Source organism: Ochrobactrum sp. WV_118_8 (assembly GCF_039631535.1).
GTDB lineage: Bacteria > Pseudomonadota > Alphaproteobacteria > Rhizobiales > Rhizobiaceae > Brucella > Brucella anthropi.
Genome location: NZ_JBDIUZ010000001.1, coordinates 1,279,165 through 1,305,511 on the forward strand (window position 1 = coordinate 1,279,165; position 26,347 = coordinate 1,305,511).

The following is a 26,347-nucleotide window of genomic DNA, read 5'->3' on the forward strand; positions in this document are numbered from 1 at the left end:
TCGGAGGGGGCATGACCGGTTATTGGAAAAAAAAGACGGGTATGGCCGAGTATTTGCGTTTATACACGCGCGAAGACAGGTGGCTCGCTTGGGAAGACCTACCTGCGGATCCCAACCAACCAAGTAGCAGGACAATCCCTGGAGCGAAAAACAGGGTTGGAGAGACGCTTCGCAATGCCTTCAATTCTACAAATGTCGTATTTCTCTTGGGGTCGGGCGCATCTTTCTCCGCTGTGAATTCTAGCGGCGCTGAGGGGCAAGCCCCTGGCATGGCGACACTGTGGAGAGCTGTCCGCGATAAAATTGACAAAGAAAAACTTAAAAACGGCCAAAGCTTCGACGACATCGCCGAAGAATTACTCGGCATGCCGCCGCCTAAACCGGATGACACAAGTGCAGGCAATATCGAAAAGCTGCTCAGTCTCTGCAAAATGAAGCTGGAGTTGCTAAGCGTTAGGGCCACTGACGAACAATTTCAGCAGCCGGATTCTGAAGTCTCGATACTTACAGATTTCATTTCGAAAGCCGAAACCGCTATTCTGAACGAGGTTGGTTTCGTGGATGAGAAAACATCCCTGCCCGCTCATTCGAATTTGCTGAGAAAGTTTTCAAAGCGAAGTGCTGAGAAACCGCGCGTAAAGCTGTTTACAACCAACTATGATCTTTGTCTGGAAGAAGCTGGAGCGCGGCTAGGCATTGTTTTTATTGACGGATTTTCACATAGTGCCGAACAACGTTTCAATAGAGATTATTTTCAAACAGATATCGTACGAAGGTCATCGTCTGGGACAAAGTCCGATTACATCGACAGCGTTTTTCATTTGTACAAAATGCATGGCTCCGTCGACTGGAGGCGACGATCAGGTGGTGCAGTTATTCGGCAAGCTAAAGGCGAAGGAAATGACCTAACTCCGGTTCTGATCTATCCGAGGTCTACAAAGTATCAAGAGGCTTTCGAAACTCCTTATCTGGATATGTTTGCCGCGTTTCAATCTGCATTAAGAGAGCCAGATACTACTATCTTCATCGCAGGTTTTGGCTTCGCAGACGATCATATAAGCTCACCGATCTGGTCAGCCGTAGAATCCAACCTTTCGCTGAAGTTAATACTCGTTGACCCTGGGTTTGTCGCAGAGCAGCAGTTGGATGACATTCAACCAGAACACGCTTTGAAAGCAGTAGGTTCGCAGCTGAATAAATATCAAGCGCGATTGATGCGCTTGGTCCAGCAGGGAGACACCAGACTAACTATACTGAACGGTCGCTTCGAAGATATGATAGACGCGATTCCTTCCGTATCCGGTGAAACCGACCGCCAGAGGCTTCTAATGCGCTTGGAAGAACTGGGTGGCGTGTAATGATTGCAACAAACGATTATGCGTTGATCGATCCCAATAAACGTGTCGGAACCGTAACCCGGGTGGGGGCCGCGTCTGTTGAACTGACGGTTCCGCTTGGTTTGGCCATTAGCGGACAACGGGGACTCGCCAAAGGAACTACAGGTGACTTCCTTTTTATTGATTGCGATGCAGCCATAGTGTTCGGTCGTTTGACTGAAGTCATCGTTCCGGAGCGACAACGCTCAGCGTTAGAGCGTCAACTGGACCAGGAAATCGTTACCGATCCTCAAGGCCGCGCCCAGTTGTTGGCCACAATTGATAAAACGACGAAAGAGGTGTCTCGCGGCATTAATACCCAGCCGAGGATCGGAGACAGCGCTTATTTGGCCGAGGGGCAAGCGCTCGCGTCAGCAATCCAATGTGCTCTTTCAGGGGAGACAAAAGAAGGGAAAGGAGCAGAACGCCTCATCGAGTTGGGACGCCTTTCTGGACTAAATGACGCCCATATTATGATCCCGCCGGAAAAACTGTTTGGCAGGCATTGCGGCATATTTGGAGCAACAGGTGGTGGGAAAAGCTGGACAGTATCGCGGCTAGTCAACGAAGTGGTGCGCCTCAAAGGCAAATGTATATTGTTCGACCCAACTGGTGAGTTTGAGGGGAAAATTACTGGTGCAAAAGAATACCGTTTCTCGAAGGGCGATGCAGAACACCCGCTTGTAAGATTTCCTTACAAACATCTTTCGGAAACTGATTTGTATGGTCTCTTGACGCCATCAACACAAATGCAAGGTCCAAATTTACGAAGCGCCATTAAGAATCTCAGACTAGCGGCGCTATTACAGCGTAATCCGCTAAGGTTTAGTGCAAAAAAGCAGGATAATGGCAACACAATATACTTAGAAGAGAACAATCATTTCATAGAAATAAGGGAAAGTGGAACGATCAGAAAAATTGGGCGAAGTCGGAACGTCATCAGCAAGGCCCTGATCAATTATTCTTCCGAGCTGGACTCGCAATTCTGCGATTTCGATATTCACCTACTTTCTGCCCAAGTGCGAGAGGAATGCGTCAAGCACAGTTCTCAGGACGCTAACGCTAATGGATTCTACGGCAAGGTAGATGATGCGGCACTAGGGTTCTGTAACTCGTTGAATGTCAGAATCGAAAATTATCTTTCATCATCAGAAATGAAGTGCATCTTCTCCAACGAAGGAGAAGATGTGTGCGAAATTATTAAGAATTTCATTCAAGATCCAAAACAGAACGCGCTTTTGTTATCGTTTGAACACGTTAGTTTCAAATATAATACTCGCGAGATATTGCTCAATACCATCGGTAGATATCTCCTCAATTTGGCGCGAGAAGAAGCGTTTAAAGAGTGCCCGCTTATTTGTTTCCTGGACGAGGCTCATCAATTTGTGGGCCGTTCAATAGGCGATGAGACTAATCGTGTGTCACTGGATGCATTCGGCTTGATTGCGAAAGAAGGCAGAAAATATGGTCTAACGGCTGCGATTGCCACGCAACGACCGAGAGATGTTCCGACCGACGTTTTAAGCCAGTTAGGAACACTTTTTGTACATCGCCTCACCAATGATCGCGACCGGGAGACAATTGAAAGAGCATGCGGCGATCTAGATCGTGATGCGGCCGCGTTCATTCCATCGCTGGCTCAAGGTGAGGCAATCATTGTCGGCCCCGATCTTCCTGCACCTTTACCAGTAATTATAACTCACCCAGAAAAGGCTCAGCAGCCACAATCGAAAGGACCAGATTATCAGAAGCATTGGGGGAGCTAAATGGCGAACGGCTGATAACCCGGACCCCAATTTTTCAGCCCCATTTTATGTATGGCGTCAATTTTATGATGGCCGCTTTAGGCGACGGAACTGGTCTTTACATCCATGGTGTGGCTGAACCGTGCGTCGCAAAAAGATCCTGTTGTCTTCGCTATCCGCGTTCTATCTTATTCTCGTAGTGACGGCCTCAGCGTTACAACTTTAACGCAATATATAGTGGACAAGGGTCCTGCAAGGTGCTGCTGCTATAGAATAGGCCGATAGACTCACAATTAATGCTATTCGCCACTGGCGTCGATCACGGGGGGATTCATGGCGCGGACGCTTTTACTGACAAAATTCAAAAATTTATCGCTTAACGATCCATTCTTCGACAGTCTGAAGGCGGGCTACGACGAATTCCCGGTTTGGTTTAACGCCAAGGCAGAAGAAGACGTTTATGTCGTTGTAGATGAGCATGATCATCTTAGCGGCATGATCTATCTGAAGTCGGAACACGGCGCTGTTACCGACGTTGATCCGCATCTTTCCGATGGTCACTGGCTGAAAGTGGGTACGCTGAAAATTGAGGGCAAGGGGACTAAGCTCGGCGAACGAGTCATCAAGAAAATATTCGACACGGCTTTAGATGTCGGGGCAACCGGAATTTATGTGACAGTGTTCGATGTACACGAAAGCCTGATAAACTTGTTTACTCGTTATGGCTTTGAACAGACTGGTACTAAAACAACAAAAAACGGCGTCGAACTGGTTTTGTCTCGTTCGTTAACAGACCACTCACCGGATACGTTGAAATCCTACCCATTCATTAGAATTTCGGATGCAAAGCTATGGCTTCTAGCAGTTTATCCAGAATTTCATTCACGTTTCTTGCCAGATTCTATTCTTAACAATGAACCCAAAGAGATCGTTCAGGACGTTTCCTATACAAACACCATTCACAAAATCTATGTCGCAAAGTTGCCGCTAACTCGTATGAAAAAGGGAGATGCGGTTATTATGTACAGGACATCGGACAACAAGGGACCAGCATTTTACCGTTCGGTCGCGACTTCAATTTGCGTTGTGGAGGAAACCCATCGACGAAAAGATTTTGCTTCCCTCGATGATTTCCTTGAGTACACCAAACCGCACAGCGTCTTTACTGAGGACGAGCTTAAAGACATGTACGTCTCATGGAGCAGGCTCTATACAGTGAAGATGACCTATAATGTTGCATTTAATAAGCGGATCACACGCGGAGACCTCATGGAGCAGGCCGATGTACCAGAGCAGCCGCGTTGGGATTTAAAGCCTTTGAGTGAGGCTCAATTCCAAAAGATCATCGAATTGGGGAAAGTCCATGAAGGTATTGTTATCGATTAATCCAGAGCACGTTGAAAACATCTTCAAGGGCGTGAAAACATTCGAATTTAGAAGAAAAGTCTTCGCACGAAAAGATGTTACAACGGTGGTCGTTTATTGCACAATGCCCGTCGGGAGAATTGTCGGAGAATTTGATATTGATACAATATTGGAGGACGCACCCGATGAAATCTGGGAGAAAACTCATTCAGGTTCTGGCATCACAAAAGATTTTTTCGATCAGTATTTTTCTGAACGAAAGATTGCTTACGCTTTAAAAATAGGGGAAGTTCGTGAATATGAGGAGTACATTGATCCAAAAGAAGTTTTGGATAATTTCACGCCCCCTCAATCTTATATGTACATGAAGGACGAGCGGAGAAAAGCCGGATTTCATGATCAACTAGCGTTCTGGTAATGCTCAATACGAAACTTATAATTGTATTCGGTGTGTCCGGTATCGGAAAAACTACGGCGTGTGCAAACTATGCCAGCCGAAATAGCAACGTTGCACATTTCATGGCGAGCGCCCTCCTAAGTCTCCATCGCGAGACTGCGGGTACCCGAACCATAGACAAGGCGATGCAGGATCAGCGGCTTCTCGTGGATTTGGTCTGCACCCTCCGGTTGGAGACTCAGGCGTCAATACTGCTTCTGGACGCTCATAATCTTATTGTCGTGGCAGGATGCGAGATTGTTATACCTGTGAATATAATCGCCGCCATGAAGCCAACTGGTCTGATTTTTTTTAGAGCTAATGGCACGATAGTTTCTAGTCGTCGTGTCTCGAGGGGGGACACTAAAGACGTTAGCTCTGGAGAAATCGAAAGATTACAAATGAATGCATTAAAAGCAGTCAAATCATACGCCAACCAAATTCCGTGCCCACTCGCAATAGTCGATGCCGATCAGGGCATTGATTTGTCGGACGCGATAAGACGCCTATCGTGAATGGGGTCTAGAATTTTGCTTTGTCTATTATTTGCGAAAATCGCGTTATTGTAGCCTATTTCTTGCCTGCCCGGAACGTACAGGCCGTTTTCCACGCCCGTCAGCTTAAACCCGTACCAATCAAATATTCTCTCAAAAACGGGCAATTTTTCTGCACTGACCGTCAATCCTGGTCGGTCGTCATCGAGCCATCTCAATAGACCGTCGAATACCTTCAGACCCAAGCCTCGTCCGGCATGATGAGGTGCTACGCGAACGGTACAAATCTTTCGCTCGAATCCATCGTTCTTCGCAATCCCAACCGCGACCAACTTTCCGTCGCGGTAAAAGGGGAGCAAAAACCTTGTTCCTGTCCGAAGTCCCGGAACCACCTTTTGGAGATACCAATTTTGAATGTCCGGATAGTCTTCTGACAAAATACCTATGAACTGCAGCGCCTCCTGTTCACCAGAAGAAAGGGGAAGGCTGCGTATGGTTTGGGTATCAAGTGGCAGCGGAATCGAGGAGGTTCTATTTTCATTGAAGACCATAATCGGGATGTTCCTCATTCTTTGTTTAGATAACCGACGTCAGAACCGCCCTCTACAGCAGCCGCAACTCCGCCTGAAAACCACGGTGTAACGCAAGAAGCTGCCAAGTTACCGAGCAAACCGAAGAAAAATGCAACGGCCAAATAAGTCAACAAAATCTTACGGCCGCTCCTGCGAGTGTGTAGTTTTACGAAAGATGAGAAATCTGCAACGCCGGTTCCGTCTTTGCTCTCCTTCTTCCAATGATAAACGACCATTCCGCCAGGAATCCCGCTGGGCACGTATTCGTTCCAGGGATCGTGTTCAAGAAGTCGGTTCTTATGCCATTGTATGCTGCTGGCTGACAGCTCGGAATGAACCGGGAAAGCTGTAAGAAATGCCACGAGATTGATATTGATCTTGCCTTGCTTCTCGTCAGCGCGAATCTTATTCTCAACCTGTGGCGGCAGTGTACGAAGCTCATTGAAACGAAAGTCAATATACTCGATTTCCTCGAACCCACTTTGAAATTTACGGTCGAGCGGCGTTATGACGTGGATGAAAGGGCTGGATTTCCCACTGGGCAGATAGATTCTCAGCCTGAAGTAAATACTTTCATCGGCCTTGATTTGATCGCTAACAGAATCGATAGCGGCCCTCTCGATTGAGAGGAGGGTTCCGTCAGAAAATTTTTCCAAGGAAAGGTGGGATGCGTCTAAATAGCCGCCCTGCTCGATAAATTTGTGAACCCGGCAAAACAGGTTGTCGCCATTTTTTAGCTCAATCCGCGCAGGAGCCGGTGTAACAACGCATTGGAGCTTTTCGTTGAAAATGCCTTGCGCAACTGACGTTTGGGCCAGCTGGACGCCCGCGTCTTGTATCGACTTTCTCTCGACATCAACTGGCAAGTAAATATTTATGCGCTCTATAGATGCGGGATTCTTGATTAGTAGACCAATCTCAAGGAAGTCTCTCGCGGGGCATTGAGGACGCCCTTTGAAATCCTTATCTCCAGCGATGCGCCAGAAATTAAAGTGCGTTTCCATATTGGTGCTCGCGACGTCTCCGTTGGCGAGACACCAAACCGCCATGCTGCCCGCTTTTTCCTGCTGCTTATTTTTACTTGTTTCCACCGCAATCCCCCGCGCGATTCGAATCTGTTGAGTGTATTTCTAACTCAAACGCTACCGTTCGGGCATGAAAATCGATCACTCTTAGACAAGTTGCACTCAGGCGGAATAAGATTCGGCCCTCCAAGGCGGCTGCATAATGAGCAAAATTGACGAGCATTGCTCTTCAGTTGGATTCCGGTTGTTGGCGATGCTCTGACTATAGTTGCAGCCTTAATGCGTGAACTCGGTTATTGACCTTTTCCATATATCCGGTATTATAGATATATGGAAAACGAAGACGCAATTGCAGCACTGGCTGCCCTCGCTCAGTCAACACGGCTCGACACATTCCGCCTGCTGGTGAAGCATGAACCTGACGGTATTCCGGCAGGGGAACTGGCACGCATTCTGGATGTTCCGCAGAACACAATGTCGGCGCACCTTGCGACGTTGTCGCGTGCAGGCCTCGTAAGGGGCGAACGTCAGAGCCGCTCGATCATCTATCGCGCTGATCTCGACCGATTTCGAGAACTGACCCTTTTCATGATCAAGGACTGCTGTGGCGGCAGTGCCAAGCTCTGCGCACCTCTTATAAAAAGCCTGACACCCTGTTGCGAACCAAAAACGGCCACCCAGTAACACAAGGCCGCTGAATTCGGCCTTACACAAACGGACTGATAAAATGACGGATCGGGTCTACAACGTGCTCTTCTTGTGCACGGGCAATTCCGCACGCTCAATTTTGGGCGAGGCAATTCTGAACAAAGACGGCGAAGGACGTTTTCACGCCTATTCGGCTGGTAGTCGGCCAAAAGGCGACGTTCATCCTCTCGCAATCAAGGAACTGGACGCTCTCGGCTATTCCATCGAGAACCTGAGCTCAAAAAGCTGGGACGTGTTTTCAGGTACCGACGCCCCTCAGATGGATTTCATTTTCACGGTCTGTGATAACGCTGCCGGAGAAGCCTGTCCTGTCTGGATTGGCCATCCGATGACAGCCCACTGGGGCATTGAGGATCCTGCCGCTGTCGAAGGTAATGAAGCAGAAAAACAGCGCGCCTTTGCACAGGCGGCCCGTTTTCTGAAGAACCGAATATCAGCATTCCTGAGCCTTCCCCACGCCATGATAGACCGCATGGCGCTTCAAAATCATCTGAAAGAAATCGGCACCATGGAAGGTAGCACACAGACAAATGTGGAGAATAACTGATGTCCACATTCGAACGTTATCTGACTATCTGGGTGGCTCTTTGCATTGTTGCAGGCGTAGCTCTTGGACATTTCTTTCCGACACTATTTCATGCAATCGGCTCTGCTGAAGTCGCCAAAGTCAACATTCCAGTCGCCATTCTCATCTGGCTCATGATCATTCCCATGTTGCTGAAGATCGATTTCAGCGCATTGAGACAGGTCACTGAGCACTGGCGTGGCATCGGCGTCACGCTCTTTATCAATTGGGCCGTCAAACCGTTCTCTATGGCACTTCTCGGTTGGCTATTTATCGGCTGGCTGTTTCGCCCTTATCTTCCTGCAGACCAGATCGATTCCTACATTGCTGGACTGATTATTCTGGCAGCCGCCCCTTGCACGGCAATGGTGTTCGTCTGGTCCAACCTGACCAAGGGCGAGCCGCATTTCACGCTGTCGCAGGTCGCACTGAACGATGCGATCATGGTTGTGGCATTTGCCCCTATCGTCGGACTACTGCTCGGACTGTCGGCAATTACTGTCCCGTGGAATACGCTCGTTCTGTCGGTTGTCCTCTATATCGTCATTCCGGTGATTATCGCGCAAATCCTGCGCAGAAGTATTCTCGCCAGCGGTGGAGAACGAGCTTTCGATGTAATGCTCAGAACACTACAGCCTCTGTCCCTGATTGCGCTTTTGGCGACACTTGTTCTGCTATTCGCATTTCAAGGAGAGCAGATCATCGCACAGCCCATGATCATTGCGATGCTGGCCGTCCCGATCCTCATCCAGGTCTATTTCAACTCTGGCCTCGCTTATCTGTTGAATCGCATTTCAGGCGAGCAACATTGCGTCGCCGGTCCCTCAGCTTTGATTGGTGCATCCAACTTCTTCGAGCTGGCAGTAGCAGCAGCAATCAGCCTTTTCGGCTTCTCATCTGGCGCGGCGCTCGCAACAGTGGTTGGCGTTCTTGTTGAAGTGCCCGTCATGCTCTCGGTCGTCTGGATCGTGAACCGCTCAAAGGGTTGGTACGAACGCGGTTCCAATCAAAAGCCAGTCACCGAAACAGGAAAACTCTGATGTCAGTTACGATCTATCACAATCCGAACTGTGGCACGTCACGCAACACATTGGCGTTGATCCGTGCCAGCGGCGAAGAGCCTGTCGTCATCGAATATGTGCAAAATCCGCCGTCGCGAGAACGACTGGTTGAATTGCTTCGAGCAATGCAGATGACGCCTCGCCAACTCCTTCGCGAGAAAGGCACACCATATGCCGAACTGGGATTGTCCGATCCCAAATGGACCGATGATGAACTGGTCGACTTCATGATGGCGCATCCTATCCTGATCAATCGCCCAATCGTGGAAACACCGCTTGGCATCAAACTGTGCCGTCCGTCAGAACTGGTTCTCGACATTCTGGAAAACCCGGTGTCGTCATTCACCAAAGAGGACGGAGAAGTCATCACCTATGAAAGAAAGTCCCGCTGACATGGACCTGCCGAACCTCGATCAGAATTCCTTCGCATTGCCAGACCTCGATGCTCTACGTGCCGACTTTCCAAAGCATAAGCCTCGTATCCTTTTGCTCTATGGCTCACTTCGTGATCGTTCCTATAGTCGGTTTCTGACCCTGGAAGCGCAGCGCCTTCTCGATGCGATGGGTGCTGAAACGCGTGTCTTTCATGCCAATGGTCTTCCTTTGCCAGACGATGGTTCGGCAGAGCATCCGAAGGTTCAGGAATTGCGTGAGGCAATGCTTTGGTCAGAAGGGCAAGTCTGGACCAGTCCAGAACGTCATGGAGCCATGAGCGCTGTCATGAAATCGCAGATCGACTGGATTCCTTTGCCAGGTGGAGCAATTCGTCCGACGCAGGGCCGAACTCTGGCCGTGATGCAGGTTTCAGGGGGATCGCAGAGCTTCAACGCTGTCAATCAGATGCGCATTCTGGGGCGCTGGATGCGAATGATCACCATTCCAAACCAGTCATCCGTCGCAAAGGCGTGGCAGGAATTCGACGACGCTGGACGGATGAAATCCTCATCCTTCTATGATCGCGTAGTGGACGTAATGGAAGAACTGATGAAGTTTACACTTCTGACGCGTGGCATCTCGGATCATCTCACAGACCGTTATAGCGAGCGTAAGGAAGAAGCGGCCAAACTCGAAAAGCGTGTTTCGTTGAAATCAATATGAATTCAGAAAAAGATTGAGCGTCTCGCAAGACATCCTGTTGCGCGAGCGCTCAATATGCCAGCCATTTTGAAACAAATGGGTCTGCTTCAGCGAAGTGACCCAGCTTCCGTTTCCTGCCCAGAAGTACAGCAGCCATCTGGTTCCTCCACAGTCGCCTTAATGATCTGATCGCCCGCGCAACAGTCCTCCATCAGAAATTTGATGAGATCGGCCATGGATTGATAATTGGCGACATAGATGAGCGAGCGTGACTCACGCCGTTGCGATATCAATCCCGCCCTTTCCAGTTCTTTCAAATGAAAACTGACATTTGACGGAGATACGCCCATGCGTTCCGCAATTGCTCCTGCGGCCAGTCCCTCTCGTCCAGCAACGACCAATGTCCTGATAATGCCAAGACGCGTTTCCTGTGAGAGTGCTGCAAATGATAAAAGAGCTTGACGGTCATCCATATTTCAACAATCCTTGAATTATTGAATCGAGGATACCGAACATGAACGTAATCGACAAGAGCGTATCGCCTGAAATCAGCCTCGACGATCTCCTCAATGGATTGCAAGAAGCACCAGAGGCACCTTTGGTGTTCTTCTATGAAGGACATCCAACGAAACCCGGCTATCATGTTACCGAAGTCAAGGCAGGTCAGTTCTCTGCTCTGGATTGTGGCGCTAATCCGGAAGCATGGTCAGAGATGTTTGTTCAGCTCTGGGACATAGACGAAGACGACCGAAGCCATATGCCAGCGGCGAAATTCGCAGCAATCATTCACAAAGTATCGAAGCACGTCCAGTTGGAACCCGGTGCCAGGCTCACATTTGAAGTCAGCGATGGAAAGCAGCCCATGGCACTTTATTACGCAACTGCACCGCTTCTGACCGACGGTACCTTTGAAGTGGCTTTAACGGCACGTCCTTCCAGCTGCAAACCCAGAGATCGGTGGCTGGCAGAGCAAATAAAAGGAGCCAGTTCCTGCTGTGGCCCAACTAACTCACAATGTTGCGCATGATGCGGGTTTAGTTCTTTGACGCCGTTAAACTGTAAAACTATGGCGATAAAATCATCATGAGCGTCCAACGGCTTCCTATCGCCGCCATTGTCGGTCTAGGACTGACCCAGAATATTGGCTACGGCACATTATATTATTCCTTCAGCATTCTTGCGCCCTCTATGGCGCAAGATTTCTCTGTTTCGAACGAATGGATATTCGGAGCGTTGTCGGTCGCTCTCCTGACGGGGGGCTTCCTAGCACCCTGGATGGGACGTCTCATTGATCGCCTCGGTGCAGGTCGCGTGATGACCGTTGGCTCAATAATAGCGGCCACTGCGTTGGTCGCCAGTGCCTTTTCACCCAATGCGGTCACATTCGCAGCAACCCTGACGCTTATCGAAGTGGCCGCGAACCTCGTGCAGTACGGCGCGGCCTTTGTTCTTCTGGTGCAACTTGCACCAACGGTTGCACAGCGCAGCATCACTTACCTGACTTTGATTGCAGGATTTGCCTCGACAATCTTTTGGCCGATCACCACCTCTCTTCAGCAATGGCTGACATGGCAGCAAATTTATCTGCTGTTCGCATGTCTTCATTTCGCTCTTTGTATGCCAGTTCACTTTTGGCTAGCGCGAAATCTCGCGTCGAAAGCTCGTACAAGTTCGGCGAATGGATCGCGCACGATAACTGAAGGGACGCTGCCAAGGCTTTTTCGTCGGCGAGGTCTGATGTACCTGCTAATCGGTCTTTCGTTTCAATCGTTGATCGCAGCAGCTATCCTCGTTCATATGATTCCGATGTTGAAAGGCCTTGGTCTTGCAGGATCGGCAGCCTTGATAGGGGCGATGTTTGGTCCATCCCAGGTGACCAGCCGTCTGATAAACATGATCGGCGGCAAGAACCTTGCTCCGATCAAACTCGCGATCATTTCTTCCTCACTAATGGCGCTTGCAGTCACCTGCCTGATGCTCGGCGCTCCATTCATAGCTGCGGCGTTAATATTTGCCTGTCTGTTCGGCTTTGGTAACGGCCTCTTCAGTATAGTGTCAGGGACGCTGCCTCTTTCGCTGTTCGGAAGCGAAGGATATGGCGCATTGCAAGGTAAAATAATGTCGGCACGGCTTATTGTATCAGCAATGGCTCCATTTGCGATGGCATTCGCAATGGGGCATTTGGGTGTAAAGGCGGCGCTCGCAATCGTTATTGTTTGTAGCGTATCCTCGCTCATTGCCTTCGGGTTATTGGTCCGACTGGAAAATGAGGCTGAAAAAGCCCGATTAGCCAAGGTGGCATCATAAGCCGTTTTGCAATTGATTGTCTTTGTAATGGTACATTGGCGGGGATAGGTAGCGTGACATTAAATCTGAATACTCCGGTACCCATGGTTAGCCCGAAAATCGATCACGATGTGATCATAATCGGTGGAGGTCAAACCGGGCTTGCGGCTGCGTACTATCTCCGCCGTGCTGAGGTAGAATTCACTATCCTGGATGACGGCAACGAACCAGGCGGGGCATGGGTGCATGGATGGGATTCTCTGCGCCTTTTTTCACCTGCCAGTTTCAGTTCGCTCCCTGGCTGGCTGATGCCTCCCAGTCGGGAATCAGATGGTTATCCTACGCGCGATGAAGTGATCAGCTACCTTCAGCGTTATGAGGAACGCTATAAGCTTCCTGTCGAACGCCCACACAAGGTAGAATCTGTCACCCGTGAAAATGATATTCTTCGGGTTACATTGGCGGATGGATCGAGCCGAACCTGCCATGCGGTTATCAGTGCCACTGGGACATGGTCGAAACCGTTTGTCCCCGACTACCCCGGCAAGGACCTGTTCTCAGGCGTTCAGATTCATTCTGCACATTATGAAACTGCCGATGATTTTGCTGGCCAGCGTGTGCTTGTTGTTGGCGGAGGCAATTCAGGGGCACAAATTCTCGCTGATTTAAGTACCGTCGCAGAAACAATTTGGGTGACACTGACGCCGCCAGTGTTTCTGCCTGACGAAATTGACGGCCGAGTGCTTTTTGAAAACGCCAGTGCACGCGTACGGGGAGATGTCGACGCCAATACAACAATTGGGGACATTATTATGGTCTCTCCGGTAAAAGCCGCGCGCGACCGAGGCGTATTGAACGCCGTACGCCCCTTTAAGCAATTTACAGAAGATGGTGTCGTTTGGGCTGACCAAACAGAGACCAAAATCGACGCGGTAATCTGGTGCACAGGATTTCGCCCTGCAACGGATCACCTGAAAGCCCTCGGCGTTGTTGAACCGAACGGACGGGTTCAAGTCATTGAACAACGATCCATCAAAGAGCCTCGGCTATGGCTTGCTGGTTATGGCAACTGGACGGGTGCGGCTTCTGCGACATTAATCGGTGCAGGTCGGACAGCTCGCGAATTTGTACCGCGATTGGTCGCAGATCTAATTGGTTCGTCGAAATAGTCCTTTATCGGTGTTCGTGTTTTGTTCTATACCTAGGGCATGACAAGCACGATTAAAACACTTGGACAGGCTTCACGGCATCGATTGTTCGTAATGGCCGAGTGCCGTACCTGCAAACGGAGTGCCCGGTTTCTGGCCAGCGATCTCGCATCGATCTTTGGCCACGGAAGCAACCCCTATACCCTCAAGTTTAAATGCACGACCTGCGACTCCTCCAATTGCAATTCGACATTGGAATGGCCAGATTTTGAACGTACTCACGAGCATTATGTTTGGCGGCCCATAAAAGTTAAGGGCGGCGATCTTTTATGAAAAAGCTAAAATAAATTAAAATTTATGTAGGCCAGTTTTTCGGCATTATTAAACCGAAGCCCTTGGATTTATCTCTATAAATAAAGGTTACACCTTTTCGTTCTAAGGCTGATTGGATTTTTCGCTGAGTTTCAATTTTTACGCCTGCATTTCTTTCAAAGCTTCCGATAGTCCGCACGCTTACCCCCGCTTCTGCGGCGAGCTCTTCTCGACTTAAATCGAGTGCGAGTCTTGCGGCTCGCAAAAGTGCAATCGGTATATCCATCCTTTTCTTTTAATTCAGGGAGTATGCAACTGCTACACCCCCTAATTTGCCTTAAATCGGTATTTATTTGCCATATTTAGGAATTTAATTGCCTATTTCTGGCAATTCTGACATAAGCCAGATTATTGCTCACACAGACACCGAATCAGTGAGTTAAAGATTTGATGATTAGGCGGATTGCCCCTTTTTGTCCGTCGATGACGTCATCGTTTAAACTGGTTTCACATCGAATTTGGCGCATGTAGCCCATGTGCCGGACAGGAGAACTTATGCCTGAAAACTCCCCAATCGGTCATGTTATTCTTATGAAAAATGAAGTTCCACGACGGCATCCAGGACGTGGATTGAATGCGGCATTGCAGCTAAGTGAACTTCACAATCGCATTAACAAGCAAGAACGCGATCATCAGAGTACGGAGCGTGTCGACGAATATTTTCGTTACGCAATCTGGAGCGAAGGAGAAAAAATCATTGGTTACCTTGAGAGTATAATTTCGGTAGCTGATGAAAGAACTTCCACGACAACGTCAGGAATTCCAATATCATCCAGTAGCATGAGAAAATTGGTGGGCGCTCTTTCGGAAGAAGCCGAGGGCATTATGCACTATCAGCCTACTCTGACGCCGACTTATTTATCAGGCGGCTTTGCATTCGATCTCATCGTTTACGATAAGCAACAAAAATGCTTGCGTTATATTCATATCGCCTACGGTATTGGCGCTGAACGAATTGCGCTAATTCAGTACGAAGAAGACAAGGCGAGGCTCGCAGGCTTTTTGCCTCGCTTGGCGGCACAGTACTTTGGCGTTGAGATAGAACGAACAGAGTTCGTCATTATAGATCCGTTACTCAGCGAGACAAAATATCTGGAAGGCGTTTGGGCGCTTCACGATTTAGACCAGCTAACCGGTAGATCGGGTACTGCACAACACGTGCTGGAAATACAGAGACAGCAAAGACACATGCTGAGCTTTTGGTTTAGTAACAGCCTTTCCGGCAGTGAGATGGAAAAGCATCGACAGCTCAATTCGATCTTTCATCGCTTGGCGCACGAAGAACTGACACGAGCGAAACAATTGCACTTCCACACACTCGTTCCAGATCAAACCCAGTAAGCGGGGCTCCTGAGCCATTCTCCGACTGTTGCATGTTCCACGCTGAACGGTTCAGCGTTTGCTCGCAACATTAATCAAACACGTTGAACAAGAAACGCCATTTCACGGGCGCGTTGTAGCGCGCCCGAATGGCCCCTCATTTCTTCATTCTTCAGGATCTTATTATTATTGCTGTCATAATCAAAAACGGAAAATACAATCGCGAACAACTGGAAATCGAAATCGATATGCTGAAGGCCTTGGTCACGGATCTTGAACGCATATTCAACGGTGAACATCCAGATGAGCGCCAACTTTCAAATTCTCCAGCCATAACATGCTGGAAGCTCAGCGCACGCCGCGCAACTTGCTTAGAGGGTGTATTATTCGAACATCCTCGGCTCGGACAAATCGTGCCTAATGGCATCACTTCAGAACTTTGGCTTCTCGATCTCGACAGAAACTACGCTCGCACATTCAGCCGCTTTTACCGACTGGGCCAAAAAGACATCGGTAATTGAGAAAAACGTACATCGTGCTGCACGTCGCCGACTGACATCGCAGTTTGAGTTTCGCTGCGTACAAGCTGAAAGACGTCAGCGCCTGCCAGAGGAAATCTGGCATGAGAACTGTCGGCAATTGCGGACAACAAAGGGATAAGGGAATGAAACTTTGGATCTGGTCTGACGTCCACCATGAACTGCAAGAAGTCGACTATCCGTCGCGTGAGAACGCGCCAGAATGCGATATGATCATCATTGCGGGCGATCTCAATGCAGCGCCTGACCTTCACATCACGCTGGAATTCTTGATCAGGCACTATGAGAAGCCCATCATCTATGTCCCCGGCAACCACGAATTCTATCAGAACAAATGGCTCATGAATGATCGAGAACGGTCTTTGGAGAGTGACAGGCAAACGATCAAGACAATCGAAGCCCTCTCTTTGGAGTGGCCGCAGCGGTTTTACTGCCTTGATCAGGACGAGGTGATTATCGACGACATCAGATTCGTTGGGGCTAGCTTATGGGTAGATTTTCAGATGAATCTCTCCCTAAAGTCTGATCTAGCGCGGCGAATGCAAGAAGCGCGAGCAATACTGAATGACTTCCGTGCGATCCGCATGAAAAACGGGAAGTCATTCACGCCCGAAAATATGCTCGATCTACACCTGTCAGATGCCGCTTACATTCGGCAAAAACTAACAGAACATTTTACTGGTCCCACGGTTGTTCTCACACATCACATGCCACACTCTGATTGCACACCACCAGTCTATGCACACTCAATCGGCAACTATTTGTTTGCGTGCGGATCAGATGCCTTCGATGACATCCTCCACTCTGAACTAGCACCCGCTCTATGGATCTGCGGGCACACGCATCATGCTTTCGACATTCAAATTGGACGAAGCCGAATTATCTGCAATCCATTTGGTTATAAGTGGGAACAAGGATTGAACGGATTTCGATGGGATCTAATAGTAGAAATAGCATAGACCATCAAAACGGAACTGCATCAGAGCCTGCGCAATGCCCAATTGTTGGTTGTAGCCCGTCCAATAACGCAATAAAGTGTTCAACAGAGAACAAGTCACTGTTTTTGGGCGACGAAGAATAAAAATTATCTCTTTTTATCAATAAGTTATCCGCGAGTGTACAGTCCAACCGGATTCCGGATATTCCGTTCAGTCGGACACGTGCAGATAGTCGTTCGACAGTCGAGCATTCTTTTTAGGGTAACGTAAAGATGAGCATCAACGAATTGGGTAAATAATTGATATCACTGAGCTTCTTTCCGTCGGGCAGGCGGGATTCGAACCCACGACCCCTTGACCCCCAGTCAAGTGCGCTACCGGGCTGCGCTACTGCCCGAAGGAAAAAAGCTCAGTGATGAACACTTTCGTTGACTCCGTATAACGAACCCACGACCCCTTGACCCCCAGTCAAGTGCGCTACCGGGCTGCGCTACGCTCCGAGCCGGGGAAAGCCGTAGATTATAACGACTTGGCACGCAAGGGATAATTTCTCGAAACTGGCAAATTGCACATAACATTCATGCATGGTTCTGAGCATCAGGATCGCGGTGCGAAAAGAATGATGCATGTGCCTGCGAAAGCCGTGCATGCGCCGACCACATCCCAGCGATCGGGGCGCGCTCCTTCGGCAAACCAGATCCACAAAATCGACGCGATGATATAGATGCCACCATAGGCTGCGTAAGCGCGACCGGCCACGTTGCTTTCAATCAGGGTGAGCAGATAGGCGAACAATGCGAGGCACACCATGCCGGGTGCCAGCCAAAGCGGCGACTTGTCGAGCTTCAGCCATGCCCAGAAGGCGAAGCATCCGGCAATTTCAAAGAGGGCTGCTGCGGCGTATATAGCGAATTGCAAGTTTCTGCTCTCCTGAGCGTTCTCCAAGTTTGAGCGAAAACTGATACTTGTATTCCAGCCCTGCACAACCCCAGATGATCCCGAATAGCAGATAAAAGTGGCGCCAGTGATCGGTGTCGATGACATTGCCGATCAGGACATGCCCGAGATAGGTTGCGTAGGCAACCAGAAGATACGGCTGCCAGGGGCGATTGCGAAACAGAAGCTTGAAACCGATCCCGAGTGTCAGGAATGTCAGCGTCAGAAAGGCGATGAAGCCGATCCAGCCATAGTCGAGGACGGCTTTGAGCCAGACATTGTGTGTATCCTCACCGAACATCGGCCCGAACTCGAGCGGCCCGATGCCAAGCGGATGCTGTGTTGCAAGGATCATTCCAAGCCAGTGCCGCGCAAAGCGCCCAAGCCTTGCACTGTCATAGCTCTGTTCGAGACGCGCGCGCTCACGGAAGAAATCGCCGACGCCGGGGATTTGCAGAATAATCAGGATCGCGAGAGTAATTGTTACAACTGCAAGCAGACCAATCACTATCAGGCGTAACCGAAAACGATTGCTGTTGCTTTGCAGGAAGAGCACGCCAAACAGAACGGCAAAGGAGAGGGGAACCATCGCCCAAGCCGCGCGCGAGAAGGATACCAGAACGCCGAGCGTCAGCAGGCAGCAGAAAGGCAGATAGACGGCCATATCGCGAAAGCCCCCGCGCATGATGCGGTAAAGCGTCCAGGTCAGCGGCAATATAAGGAAAGGTCCGTAGACATTGGGGTCCTGAAATGCGCCCTGCGCACGTCCGTAGCGCGTGAAGATTTCTGCGCCCGGAAAGAGGCTGAGATAACCGGCAATGCCAAGGACGGCAGAAAGCACGCCGACAAGAAGATAGGCGTTGAAGATGGTCTTCAGACGCCGGTGGTCACCTTCGATGACAGCGGCGAAGAATACCGATGTGAAAGCCAGAAACAGCGAGACGGCGATATAAAGCGGTGCTTTCTTGACGTCAGCCATCTGCATGACCGAAATCATGCCGCCGAAATTGAAGACAGCAAGCAGGGCGAGCAGCACAAGACTTGTGCGGGTCAGCCGCAATCCGAACAATAGTGCCAGCGCAATCAGGCCGACCATATAGAGTTCATAGGGCGCAGGCTCGCTCATCACGAAGCCGAGCAGAAAAACGCCGAAGCCGATTGCGATATTGGCGATGAGGCGGTTGAGCGCGCGTTTGCGCGCCAAATCTGCCGACAGCATCAGGGCTGGACGCGAACTGCCGTCAAACCGTTGCGCCATGCTGGTCAATAGGCGTTTTCCGTATTGAGAAGTCGCATCGGTGTCAGGAACAGGATTTTCAGATCGAGCCAGAGCGACCAGTTTTCGATATAGTAAAGGTCGAACTCTGTGCGCATGCGGATCTTGTTCTCATTGTCGATTTCGCCGCGCCAGCCATTGATCTGCGCCCAGCCGGTGACACCCGGCTTCACGCGGTGACGCGCGAAATAGCCATCGACCACCTCATTATAGAGCACATTGTGCGAATGGGCGGCGACTGCATGCGGGCGCGGGCCGACGAGCGACAGGGAACCGGCGAGAACATTGAAGAACTGCGGCAGCTCATCGATCGAGGTTTTGCGAATGAAGCGTCCGACGCGGGTGACGCGAGGATCGTTCTTGGTAACGGCCTGCTTGGCGGTGGGGTCGCACATCTCGGTGTACATGGACCGGAACTTCCAGACATTGATAACTTCATTATTGAAGCCATGCCGCTTCTGTTTGAAGATCACAGGGCCCTTGCTGTCCAGCTTAATGGCAATCGCCGTGCCGATCATGATCGGCGACAGAAGAACGATGCCAACAATGCTGAAGGCAACGTCGAAGATGCGCTTGGCAACAGAATCCCAATCGTTTATAGGCTTGTCGAAAATATCCAGCATCGGCACCGCGCCGACATAGGAATAGGAGCGCGGGCGGAAGCGCAGGTGGTTGTTGAGCGCTGACAGCCGGATATCGACCGGGAGAACCCATAGCTTCTTGAGTAGTGCCAGCACGCGGGCTTCGGCGCTGATCGGTAGCGATACGATCAGCATGTCGATGTGGGCGATACGGGCAAATTCGATCAGTTCGTTGATATTGCCGAGCTTGGGATAGCCAGCAACGATGGGGGGAGAGCGCTTGTCGTCGCGGTCATCGAAGATGCCGCAGATACGGATATCGTTGTCGGGCTGCTGTTCGAGCGAGCGGATAAGCGCTTCTGCATTGGGGCCGCCGCCGACGATGACAGCGCGGCGCTCCATTGTGCCATTGCGTGCCCAGCGCTTGATTTTCCAGGCGACGAAGATACGGGCAATTAAAAGCAGGACACAGGCGCTGAGCGCCCAATAAAGGAACCAGCCGCGCGAGAAATCGGACGATGCTTTGAGCAGAAAACCGGCAATGGCAAGGGTACCAAGCACGGCTGCCCAACTAATGAAAAGCCGCCGCAGATAGCGACCGGGACTACGCAATATATTGATCTGGTAACCGTCGTTGATTTCCATCAGCAGGACAAAAAGCGCGCCGCCCACAACCATGATAAGGGGATAGTAGAAAACCAGATGTGTGCGGATGCCGACATAAAGCAGAAAGCTCAGAATGCCGGAGCAAAAGACAAGCCCGAACTCCACCATGCGCATGACGCCGCTCAGCATCAGCGGCGAAAACGTATCGTGCTGATATTGTTCAGCCATCTGGCGCGCCAGTGGGCTAAGCTTCACCGGGCCTTTCGGCTTGGAATCTTGTCCGGTCTCCTGCTTGCTGCTGGCTTCTATGGCTTTGCGGCCAAAAGGAGAAAGCGCATCATTATCTCGCACAACATTGCCCCTGATCGTAAAAATGACAGCGTAGTAATTAGACCGAGAATCCTAAGCAGAATATAAATGTCGCGTGACAAGCTTTTGACTTAGGTAAACACTCAATTAAATACTCGGTTGAAAGCTGTTACTGTTAGTAACGGCTAAAATAGCATGATCTCCGTCCGTATTGATACAGCATTGGCTGCAGGAACCGATACGCGCCAGTTGTCGCAAGCCAAGCCAGTGCAAGGCTTGCCTTGTCTCATTATATTGCCTAGGACGGTGATATGAAACCGTTGGAAGATAAAGCTGCGGGCGGCATTTTGCCGTCAAACTGTTCGGCACATGTTGCCGCCAACTGACCAGCTTTGTTTCCGCTCCTGATCGGCACCAGATCAGACGATGTCATGGGGTTGCTGCGCGCCTGACCGCTCAGCGACCCAAAAAATCCTGATGACAGCAATTCACGCTGCGATCTTTCAAGGTCGCATTAACTGTTTGTTTTAAAGCGCTTTATCTAAACCGTTCTAGTGTTTTGGAGGGCGCTCTAGGGTTGATCATGACTATCTGGGCCGAACTGGCTAGAGCGGGCAATCATGCCGGCGATGAAATTTTGTTGCGAAAACGCGATCACATCTATGGAATTCGCTATAACGGCCTGGAATTGATGTCCAACGTCAATTTCCAGTCCGAGACCGTGCTGGCTGAAAGGTCGCTTCGCCTGCACGGACGGAAAGTGTCGCATATGCTTATTGGCGGACTTGGCATGGGCTTCACACTTCGGGCAGCACTCGATCTGCTTGGACCCGATGCCAGAGCCACGGTATGCGAGCTCGTCCCCGAGATCGTGGAGTGGAACCGGACCCATATCGGTCATCTGGCCAACCATCCATTGAACGATCCGCGTGTCGATGTTCGGGTCGCCGACGTGATGGATGTTCTTCGCGCAGAGCCTGGTCGATATGATGCCATATTGATGGACACGGATAATGGACCGGATTTTACCGTCCGCGATGCCAATGGCGCAATCTATGAAGATGACGGTCTGAGGCTGGTGAAAAGGGCACTGAAGCCTAATGGCATTGCTGCTTTCTGGTCGGCAACCATATCAGACCCATTCGAAGACAAGCTCGACATGCTACCCTGGGAATGGCAACGCGAGGATATTTCGCTCATCGGCGGGCGTGCCGACGCATTCCACTATATCTATTTTGCGGCGCGTGGCGGGTTTCGGTCACAGTTCGAGCGGTCGGTATCTGCGTCCGAACCCTTCGCTGCGATGGTGGGCTGAGGGAAGTATCCGTCAGTCTTCCGGGATGGCTCGATCCGGATGCGCCTCGTAATAGATTGTCTCGATCGAGTGCGCCATGGATTGCTGGCTGAAGCGCTCGTGCAGCCGGGTCACCTCCGGCATCGCGGCTCGAAACGTTGTGAGATCATCTGCAGCGTCCAGCATCCTGTTCGCAAGTGCCTCCTCCTCGGGCTCCACCAGCGCCGAGGAACGAGGTCCGAACACCTCGGGAATGCCGCCGACATTGCTGGCGATGACAGGCTTTCCAGCGGCGAGCGCTTCCAGCACGATATAGGGAAATGCTTCGGCACGCGATGGAACCACCATTATTCGCCCCAAAGCAAAAGCTTCTCGCGCAGCCATTCCGGGCAGAAAGCGAATTTGTCCGGAAATTCCCAGTTCGTCGGTCAGGTTGATGAAATCGGGCTTTTCCGCACCATCTCCCACCATCGTTGCAGTGAAAATGCGCTGGTGCTGGTCGCGCAGGCGTGCAAGGGCACGGATCAGAAGGTCTGGTCCCTTCAGTTCACGCATCGTGCCGACAAAGAGAAAATCGCTGGCATCGGGCGCATCGGCAACCGGGATGAACTCGTCCTCGGCCAGGCCGTTATAAACGACGGCGTGGAGGCCATAGGGCCGCCCTACCTTTTCTTCGTAGATACGCTTTTCGAAGTTGGAAACGAACATCACTGCATCGGTCATAGGAGCCAGCATTCTCTCAACCAGAAAGACAGCGCCGCCGCGGCGCGTCTTCCGGTCGAAATGCAGACTACCGCCATGCGGTGAATAGATACGGGCTACGCGAGACCTAAAAACCCGTAAGACTGAGCCGAACAAACGTGCATAGACGCCACCTTTGGCGCCATGTCCGTGCAATATGTCTGGCTGCAATTTCTTGATGATGCGATATGCTTTGTACGCTGCCGCTGCATCGCCCAGTCCGACATGGCGCTGCATGGCAATGCGATGAAGGCCGAGCATGAGCTTTGGCCGTAATTCTTCCAGAAGCGCGTCTTCGCGCGGGCCGCCTGTCGTGGCATCGCAGACGATGCCGACCGCGTGGCCTTTTTCCGCCTGCAGGCCCACGAGATCGCGAACATGACGGAAGAGCCCGCCGGTCGGTTCGCGGAAACAGTGGATGATACGCAGTGGGGAGGCATTGGTGTCATCAGCCATCAATCGCCATCAAAACAGACGTTCGCGCACATAGATCGTGTCGCCCGGCAGGATTGGATCGGAAATCAGCACGCGACCAGTCAGAACCTTGCCGTTGAACTGGCGCGTGATGTCGACATTCTCCTGATTGGCGCGTGGGCTGAAACCACCAGCAGCGGCGATTGCCTTTTGCGCGGTCATGCCCGGAACATAGGAATACTGGCCAGCGGCGCCGACTTCACCCATCACAAATATCGGGCGATAGCGGTCGATTTCCGCGCTGACGTCGGGGTCACGCAGATAACCGCCACGTAACTTTGATGCGATGATGCCTTCAAGCTGCTTGGACGTCTTGCCGCGTGCCGGAATGCTGCCGACGAGCGGGAAGGCGATATAGCCAGCCTGATCGACGCTATAGGTATTTGTGAGGCTCGGCTGCTCGAACACCGTAATACGTATGCGATCACCAGCATCCAGCATGTAAGGCTGGTTCAACGCCTCGTGGAACGCAGGCGGGGCAGGGCGATAGCTGGAGCATGCGGAAAGCGTCATGGCGGCAAGGCCTAGCGCCACGAGCAGAGCGTGGCCTTTGCGCTTGTTATGAATTGTCTTCGCCGTCATCTTCCGCCTCGGTTCTTCCGAAAAGCAATATTTCTTACGAACGCAATCGACGCGGTACTGACAGCGCGATTACGAATATCGGTTGCAAGCGTTATCCATTGATTAGGGTTAATGGCTGGTAAAGAAGACGGGGTTCGGCGCAAAATCTTTGTAGCTCGCCAACTGTTGGGAACTTATCCTGCTTAACCCTCTGGTTACCTTGTTCCTTTACCTTCCGGCCAGATTCGGGGGTGCATTACCCCACGCGGGCGAGAGCGATCACGCGCGCAAGCGCACTCGCGAAGTCCATGGAGAATGGGGAATGGCAGAAGTCGATCCGTTATCAAGGGACGCAGATATTGATATCGGCGCGCTGTTCTCCAGCTTGCGCCGTCACTGGCTGTTCATTGTCGTTGGTGCGCTTCTCATGGCGGCAGCAGCGTGGGCCATCTGCCTTCTCCTGACGCCGGATTATCGCGCTGAAGCGCGCATCATGATCGAGGCCCGCGAATCCATCTATACCCGCCCCAATGGCGAAACAGCAGCCGAGCGACCTGTCTTCGACGCCGAAGGCGTGAAGAGCCAGGTTGAAGTGTTCTCTTCCGGCGATCTCCTAAAAAAAGTTTCCGACGAACTCAAGCTGACCAGCAACGAAGCCTTCACGACAACGGAAGTGAAGCCGTGGACCCGCGTTCTCATCATGCTCGGCATGCGGACCGATCCCGCACGGTTGACCCCGGAAGAGCGCGTTCTACAGAAGCTTCGCAAGAATATGCAGGTTTTTGCCGTCTCCGCTTCGCGCGTCATCGTGGTGCAATATAATTCGGCAAGTCCTGAGACGGCGAAGACCATCGCCAATGCGCTTGCCAATCAATACATCCTGTTTCAGCAGGCCGCGAAGCTGGAGTCGAATGACGATGCCACCGGCTGGCTCGCACCCGAGATTGACGATCTGCGCAACCGCGTTCGCGATGCGGAAAAGAAGGTTGCGGATTATCGTGCTTCGCGCGGGCTTTTGACCGGGCAGAGCAACAGTACGATTGCGACACAACAGCTCTCGGAAGTCTCGACCGAACTGACACGGGTCCGCACCAGCCGCGCTTCCGCAGAAGCAAAGGCGGAAAGCATTCGTAAATCGCTGGCCTCCGGTGCTCCCATCGATACGCTGCCGGATGTAGTTGCTTCCGGCATGATGCAGCGCCTTGCGGAAAGACGCATTCAGCTCAACGCCCAGATCGCCGACCTTTCGACGACACTTCTGGAAGGGCATCCCCGCATCAAGGCACTACGCTCGCAGCTTGCCGATCTCGACCAGCAGATCAGGATTGAAGGCCGCAAGCTCGTTGCGAGTCTTGATAATGAAGTTTCAACGGCAAAGCTGCGCGAAGAAGAACTCAATCGTGAACTCAACCGCGTGAAGGCACAGGCGGCGCAAGCGGGCGATCAGGAAGTTGAGTTGCGCGCATTGGAGCGCGAGGCGACGGCACAGCGCCAGCTTCTGGAAACCTATCTGACGCGCTATCGCGAAGCTGCGTCGCGTACCGACCGCAATTATGTGCCGGTTGATGCTCGGGTTTTCTCTTCCGCCGAAGCGCCAGCAGTTCCCTATTATCCAATGGTATTGCCGATTGTCGGTTCAACCTTTGCGGCTGGCCTGCTTTTGCTGTCGATTTTCGTTCTCTTGCGTGAATTGTTCAGCGGACGTGCGTTCGTAACGACGGATGGCCAAAGGGTTGCAGCGGTCGAGGAAATCGAAATGCCGGTTATTGCTGCCGCTGCTGAAGCCGCTGCCGTGCCGCCGTCGAGATTCGAACGGCCTGATAGCGTTTCCGAGGAAACAATTCTGGCGCGACGCCGTTCATGGACTATGCCGTTTGCGGCGAAGCCGCCGGTTTCCGAAACGAGGAAATCCGTGGAGGAGTTTCCCATGATAAAGCAAGGTGAGACCAAGCAACGCGAGATGAGACCACGCAATCCCAATGGTGTGGAGGCTGTTGCCGATCTGCTGTCCGGCGGAAAGCTGAAACGTATCGTGGTCGTGTCTCCAGAAGGCGATAAAGCATCAGCGGGAGCGGTGCGTCTGCTGCGTGAATTTGCCGACCGTGGCAAACGTGCAATTCTCGTGGATATGACCGCGCAAGGGACTGTTGGGCTTGCCATGCTGGACGGTACTCATCTGCCGGGCATTACCGATCTTCTGTCCGGCGAGCGCCGCTTCAATGAGGTCATCCACAGTGACCGGTTCTCGCAGGCTCATGTCGTTCCGCTGGGCGAGGCCGATCCTGAAACCGCCATGCGTTCTGCTGATCGCCTGCCGCTCATTCTGGATGCGCTGGAAACGGTCTATGATTTCGTTGTGGTGGAATGCGGTCCGTCATCTTCGGAGCAGATTCGACGCATTGCCGATGGACCTGCGTCCGTCGTGATGAGTATCGTCGATCCGGATGACAAGGGCGTTGCGCTGGCTGCTCTCGATCTCGATCAGGGTGGTTATGAAGACGTCGTCATTCTGATGGACGAAACCGTCTGATTGCCAAATACG

Annotated in this window: 27 protein-coding genes and 1 tRNA gene; 18 read left to right on the forward strand and 10 right to left on the reverse strand. The window is 51.4% G+C overall.

From position 1 onward, the window contains the following. Positions 1–11: 11 nt before the first annotated feature. The 5 genes from ABDF71_RS06150 (at position 12) to ABDF71_RS06170 (ending at position 5,437) form a co-directional block, all read left to right on the forward strand. Positions 12–1,358, forward strand: a complete 1,347-nt coding sequence (locus ABDF71_RS06150) for an SIR2 family protein (RefSeq protein ID WP_182520228.1) — start codon at positions 12–14, stop codon at positions 1,356–1,358. Next, the gene (locus ABDF71_RS06155; RefSeq protein ID WP_182520229.1) at positions 1,358–3,142 is read left to right on the forward strand and encodes an ATP-binding protein; all 1,785 of its coding nucleotides are present in this window, start codon (positions 1,358–1,360) and stop codon (positions 3,140–3,142) included. The genes ABDF71_RS06150 and ABDF71_RS06155 overlap by 1 nt, the downstream gene beginning before the upstream one ends. A 312-nt stretch (positions 3,143–3,454) precedes the next feature. Further along, positions 3,455–4,507: an N-acetyltransferase gene (locus ABDF71_RS06160; RefSeq protein WP_182520230.1), complete on the forward strand. Its 1,053-nt coding sequence runs from the start codon at positions 3,455–3,457 to the stop codon at positions 4,505–4,507. After that, on the forward strand, positions 4,485–4,904 hold the full coding sequence (locus ABDF71_RS06165; protein ID WP_182520231.1) for an ASCH domain-containing protein: 420 nt from the start codon (positions 4,485–4,487) through the stop codon (positions 4,902–4,904). Before ABDF71_RS06160 ends, ABDF71_RS06165 begins: the two co-directional genes overlap by 23 nt. Continuing rightward, the gene (locus ABDF71_RS06170; RefSeq protein WP_182520232.1) at positions 4,904–5,437 is read left to right on the forward strand and encodes an AAA family ATPase; all 534 of its coding nucleotides are present in this window, start codon (positions 4,904–4,906) and stop codon (positions 5,435–5,437) included. Before ABDF71_RS06165 ends, ABDF71_RS06170 begins: the two co-directional genes overlap by 1 nt. On the opposite strand, the gene ABDF71_RS06175 is transcribed toward ABDF71_RS06170, so the two are convergent. Together ABDF71_RS06175 and ABDF71_RS06180 are read right to left on the reverse strand one after the other, a co-directional pair. Next, on the reverse strand, positions 5,395–5,967 hold the full coding sequence (locus ABDF71_RS06175; protein WP_182520233.1) for a GNAT family N-acetyltransferase: 573 nt from the start codon (positions 5,965–5,967) through the stop codon (positions 5,395–5,397). The genes ABDF71_RS06170 and ABDF71_RS06175 overlap by 43 nt on opposite strands. Positions 5,968–5,981: 14 nt before the next feature. Then, on the reverse strand, positions 5,982–7,079 hold the full coding sequence (locus tag ABDF71_RS06180; protein ID WP_182520234.1) for a hypothetical protein: 1,098 nt from the start codon (positions 7,077–7,079) through the stop codon (positions 5,982–5,984). A gap of 264 nt (positions 7,080–7,343) precedes the next feature. Here ABDF71_RS06180 and ABDF71_RS06185 point away from each other — a divergent pair, with 264 nt between their 5' ends. The 5 genes from ABDF71_RS06185 to arsH are packed head-to-tail and all read left to right on the forward strand — an operon-like array spanning position 7,344 to position 10,445. Next, on the forward strand, positions 7,344–7,697 hold the full coding sequence (locus ABDF71_RS06185; RefSeq protein ID WP_182520235.1) for an ArsR/SmtB family transcription factor: 354 nt from the start codon (positions 7,344–7,346) through the stop codon (positions 7,695–7,697). 43 nt (positions 7,698–7,740) lie between these two features. Further along, the gene (locus ABDF71_RS06190; RefSeq protein WP_182520236.1) at positions 7,741–8,268 is read left to right on the forward strand and encodes an arsenate reductase ArsC; all 528 of its coding nucleotides are present in this window, start codon (positions 7,741–7,743) and stop codon (positions 8,266–8,268) included. Next, entirely contained in the window at positions 8,268–9,326 is a 1,059-nt protein-coding gene (arsB, locus tag ABDF71_RS06195) for an ACR3 family arsenite efflux transporter (protein ID WP_256886524.1), read from the forward strand. The genes ABDF71_RS06190 and arsB overlap by 1 nt, the downstream gene beginning before the upstream one ends. After that, entirely contained in the window at positions 9,326–9,739 is a 414-nt protein-coding gene (arsC, locus tag ABDF71_RS06200; protein ID WP_182520238.1) for an arsenate reductase (glutaredoxin), read from the forward strand. Before arsB ends, arsC begins: the two co-directional genes overlap by 1 nt. Next, entirely contained in the window at positions 9,720–10,445 is a 726-nt protein-coding gene (gene arsH, locus ABDF71_RS06205) for an arsenical resistance protein ArsH (RefSeq protein WP_182520239.1), read from the forward strand. Before arsC ends, arsH begins: the two co-directional genes overlap by 20 nt. An 86-nt stretch (positions 10,446–10,531) precedes the next feature. Here the strand turns inward: arsH and ABDF71_RS06210 are convergent, their stop codons facing one another. Next, positions 10,532–10,897, reverse strand: coding sequence for an ArsR/SmtB family transcription factor (locus ABDF71_RS06210; protein ID WP_024897570.1), 366 nt, complete (start codon positions 10,895–10,897; stop codon positions 10,532–10,534). Between the two features lie 41 nt (positions 10,898–10,938). On the opposite strand from ABDF71_RS06210, the gene ABDF71_RS06215 reads away from it, so the two are divergent. The 3 genes from ABDF71_RS06215 to ABDF71_RS06225 are packed head-to-tail and all read left to right on the forward strand — an operon-like array spanning position 10,939 to position 13,879. Beyond that, the gene (locus ABDF71_RS06215; protein ID WP_182520240.1) at positions 10,939–11,451 is read left to right on the forward strand and encodes a DUF6428 family protein; all 513 of its coding nucleotides are present in this window, start codon (positions 10,939–10,941) and stop codon (positions 11,449–11,451) included. Positions 11,452–11,507: 56 nt separating this feature from the next. Continuing rightward, positions 11,508–12,731, forward strand: coding sequence for an arsenite efflux MFS transporter ArsK (gene arsK, locus ABDF71_RS06220; protein ID WP_182520241.1), 1,224 nt, complete (start codon positions 11,508–11,510; stop codon positions 12,729–12,731). 53 nt (positions 12,732–12,784) lie between these two features. Beyond that, positions 12,785–13,879, forward strand: a complete 1,095-nt coding sequence (locus ABDF71_RS06225) for an ArsO family NAD(P)H-dependent flavin-containing monooxygenase (RefSeq protein WP_353391534.1) — start codon at positions 12,785–12,787, stop codon at positions 13,877–13,879. Positions 13,880–14,213: 334 nt separating this feature from the next. Here the strand turns inward: ABDF71_RS06225 and ABDF71_RS06230 are convergent, their stop codons facing one another. Then, positions 14,214–14,456 carry a helix-turn-helix domain-containing protein gene (locus tag ABDF71_RS06230; RefSeq protein WP_500061342.1) on the reverse strand — a complete coding sequence of 81 codons (243 nt, stop codon included), beginning with the start codon at positions 14,454–14,456 and terminating at the stop codon, positions 14,214–14,216. Positions 14,457–14,725: 269 nt separating this feature from the next. Here ABDF71_RS06230 and ABDF71_RS06235 point away from each other — a divergent pair, with 269 nt between their 5' ends. The 3 genes from ABDF71_RS06235 (at position 14,726) to ABDF71_RS06245 (ending at position 17,048) form a co-directional block, all read left to right on the forward strand. Beyond that, complete coding sequence (locus ABDF71_RS06235; RefSeq protein ID WP_500061344.1) at positions 14,726–15,571, forward strand: hypothetical protein; 846 nt, start codon at positions 14,726–14,728, stop codon at positions 15,569–15,571. A 128-nt stretch (positions 15,572–15,699) separates the two neighbouring features. Continuing rightward, positions 15,700–16,071 (forward strand): hypothetical protein, encoded by a 372-nt coding sequence (locus ABDF71_RS06240; RefSeq protein WP_500061346.1) that lies wholly within the window; start codon positions 15,700–15,702, stop codon positions 16,069–16,071. Between the two features lie 101 nt (positions 16,072–16,172). Beyond that, entirely contained in the window at positions 16,173–17,048 is an 876-nt protein-coding gene (locus ABDF71_RS06245; RefSeq protein ID WP_353391538.1) for a metallophosphoesterase, read from the forward strand. Between the two features lie 302 nt (positions 17,049–17,350). On the opposite strand, the gene ABDF71_RS06250 is transcribed toward ABDF71_RS06245, so the two are convergent. From ABDF71_RS06250 to ABDF71_RS06265, 4 genes are all read right to left on the reverse strand, one after another. After that, positions 17,351–17,424 (reverse strand) — tRNA-Pro (locus ABDF71_RS06250). Between the two features lie 200 nt (positions 17,425–17,624). Then, positions 17,625–17,945, reverse strand: coding sequence for a YnfA family protein (locus tag ABDF71_RS06255; protein ID WP_006466505.1), 321 nt, complete (start codon positions 17,943–17,945; stop codon positions 17,625–17,627). Beyond that, positions 17,908–19,230: an O-antigen ligase family protein gene (locus ABDF71_RS06260; RefSeq protein ID WP_500061349.1), complete on the reverse strand. Its 1,323-nt coding sequence runs from the start codon at positions 19,228–19,230 to the stop codon at positions 17,908–17,910. Before ABDF71_RS06260 ends, ABDF71_RS06255 begins: the two co-directional genes overlap by 38 nt. Then, positions 19,227–20,777, reverse strand: a complete 1,551-nt coding sequence (locus ABDF71_RS06265) for an undecaprenyl-phosphate glucose phosphotransferase (RefSeq protein ID WP_500061351.1) — start codon at positions 20,775–20,777, stop codon at positions 19,227–19,229. Before ABDF71_RS06265 ends, ABDF71_RS06260 begins: the two co-directional genes overlap by 4 nt. 541 nt (positions 20,778–21,318) lie before the next feature. Here ABDF71_RS06265 and ABDF71_RS06270 point away from each other — a divergent pair. After that, complete coding sequence (locus tag ABDF71_RS06270; RefSeq protein ID WP_500061353.1) at positions 21,319–22,050, forward strand: spermidine synthase; 732 nt, start codon at positions 21,319–21,321, stop codon at positions 22,048–22,050. Between the two features lie 12 nt (positions 22,051–22,062). Here the strand turns inward: ABDF71_RS06270 and ABDF71_RS06275 are convergent, their stop codons facing one another. After that, the gene (locus ABDF71_RS06275) at positions 22,063–23,226 is read right to left on the reverse strand and encodes a glycosyltransferase family 4 protein (RefSeq protein WP_036588470.1); all 1,164 of its coding nucleotides are present in this window, start codon (positions 23,224–23,226) and stop codon (positions 22,063–22,065) included. A gap of 9 nt (positions 23,227–23,235) precedes the next feature. Beyond that, positions 23,236–23,826 (reverse strand): polysaccharide biosynthesis/export family protein, encoded by a 591-nt coding sequence (locus ABDF71_RS06280; protein WP_010661112.1) that lies wholly within the window; start codon positions 23,824–23,826, stop codon positions 23,236–23,238. A 301-nt stretch (positions 23,827–24,127) separates the two neighbouring features. Between ABDF71_RS06280 and ABDF71_RS06285 the strand changes: the two genes are divergently transcribed. Next, a complete protein-coding gene (locus ABDF71_RS06285) occupies positions 24,128–26,335 on the forward strand; it encodes a GumC family protein (RefSeq protein ID WP_500061356.1) in 2,208 nt (735 codons plus the stop codon). Positions 26,336–26,347 lie beyond the last annotated feature (12 nt).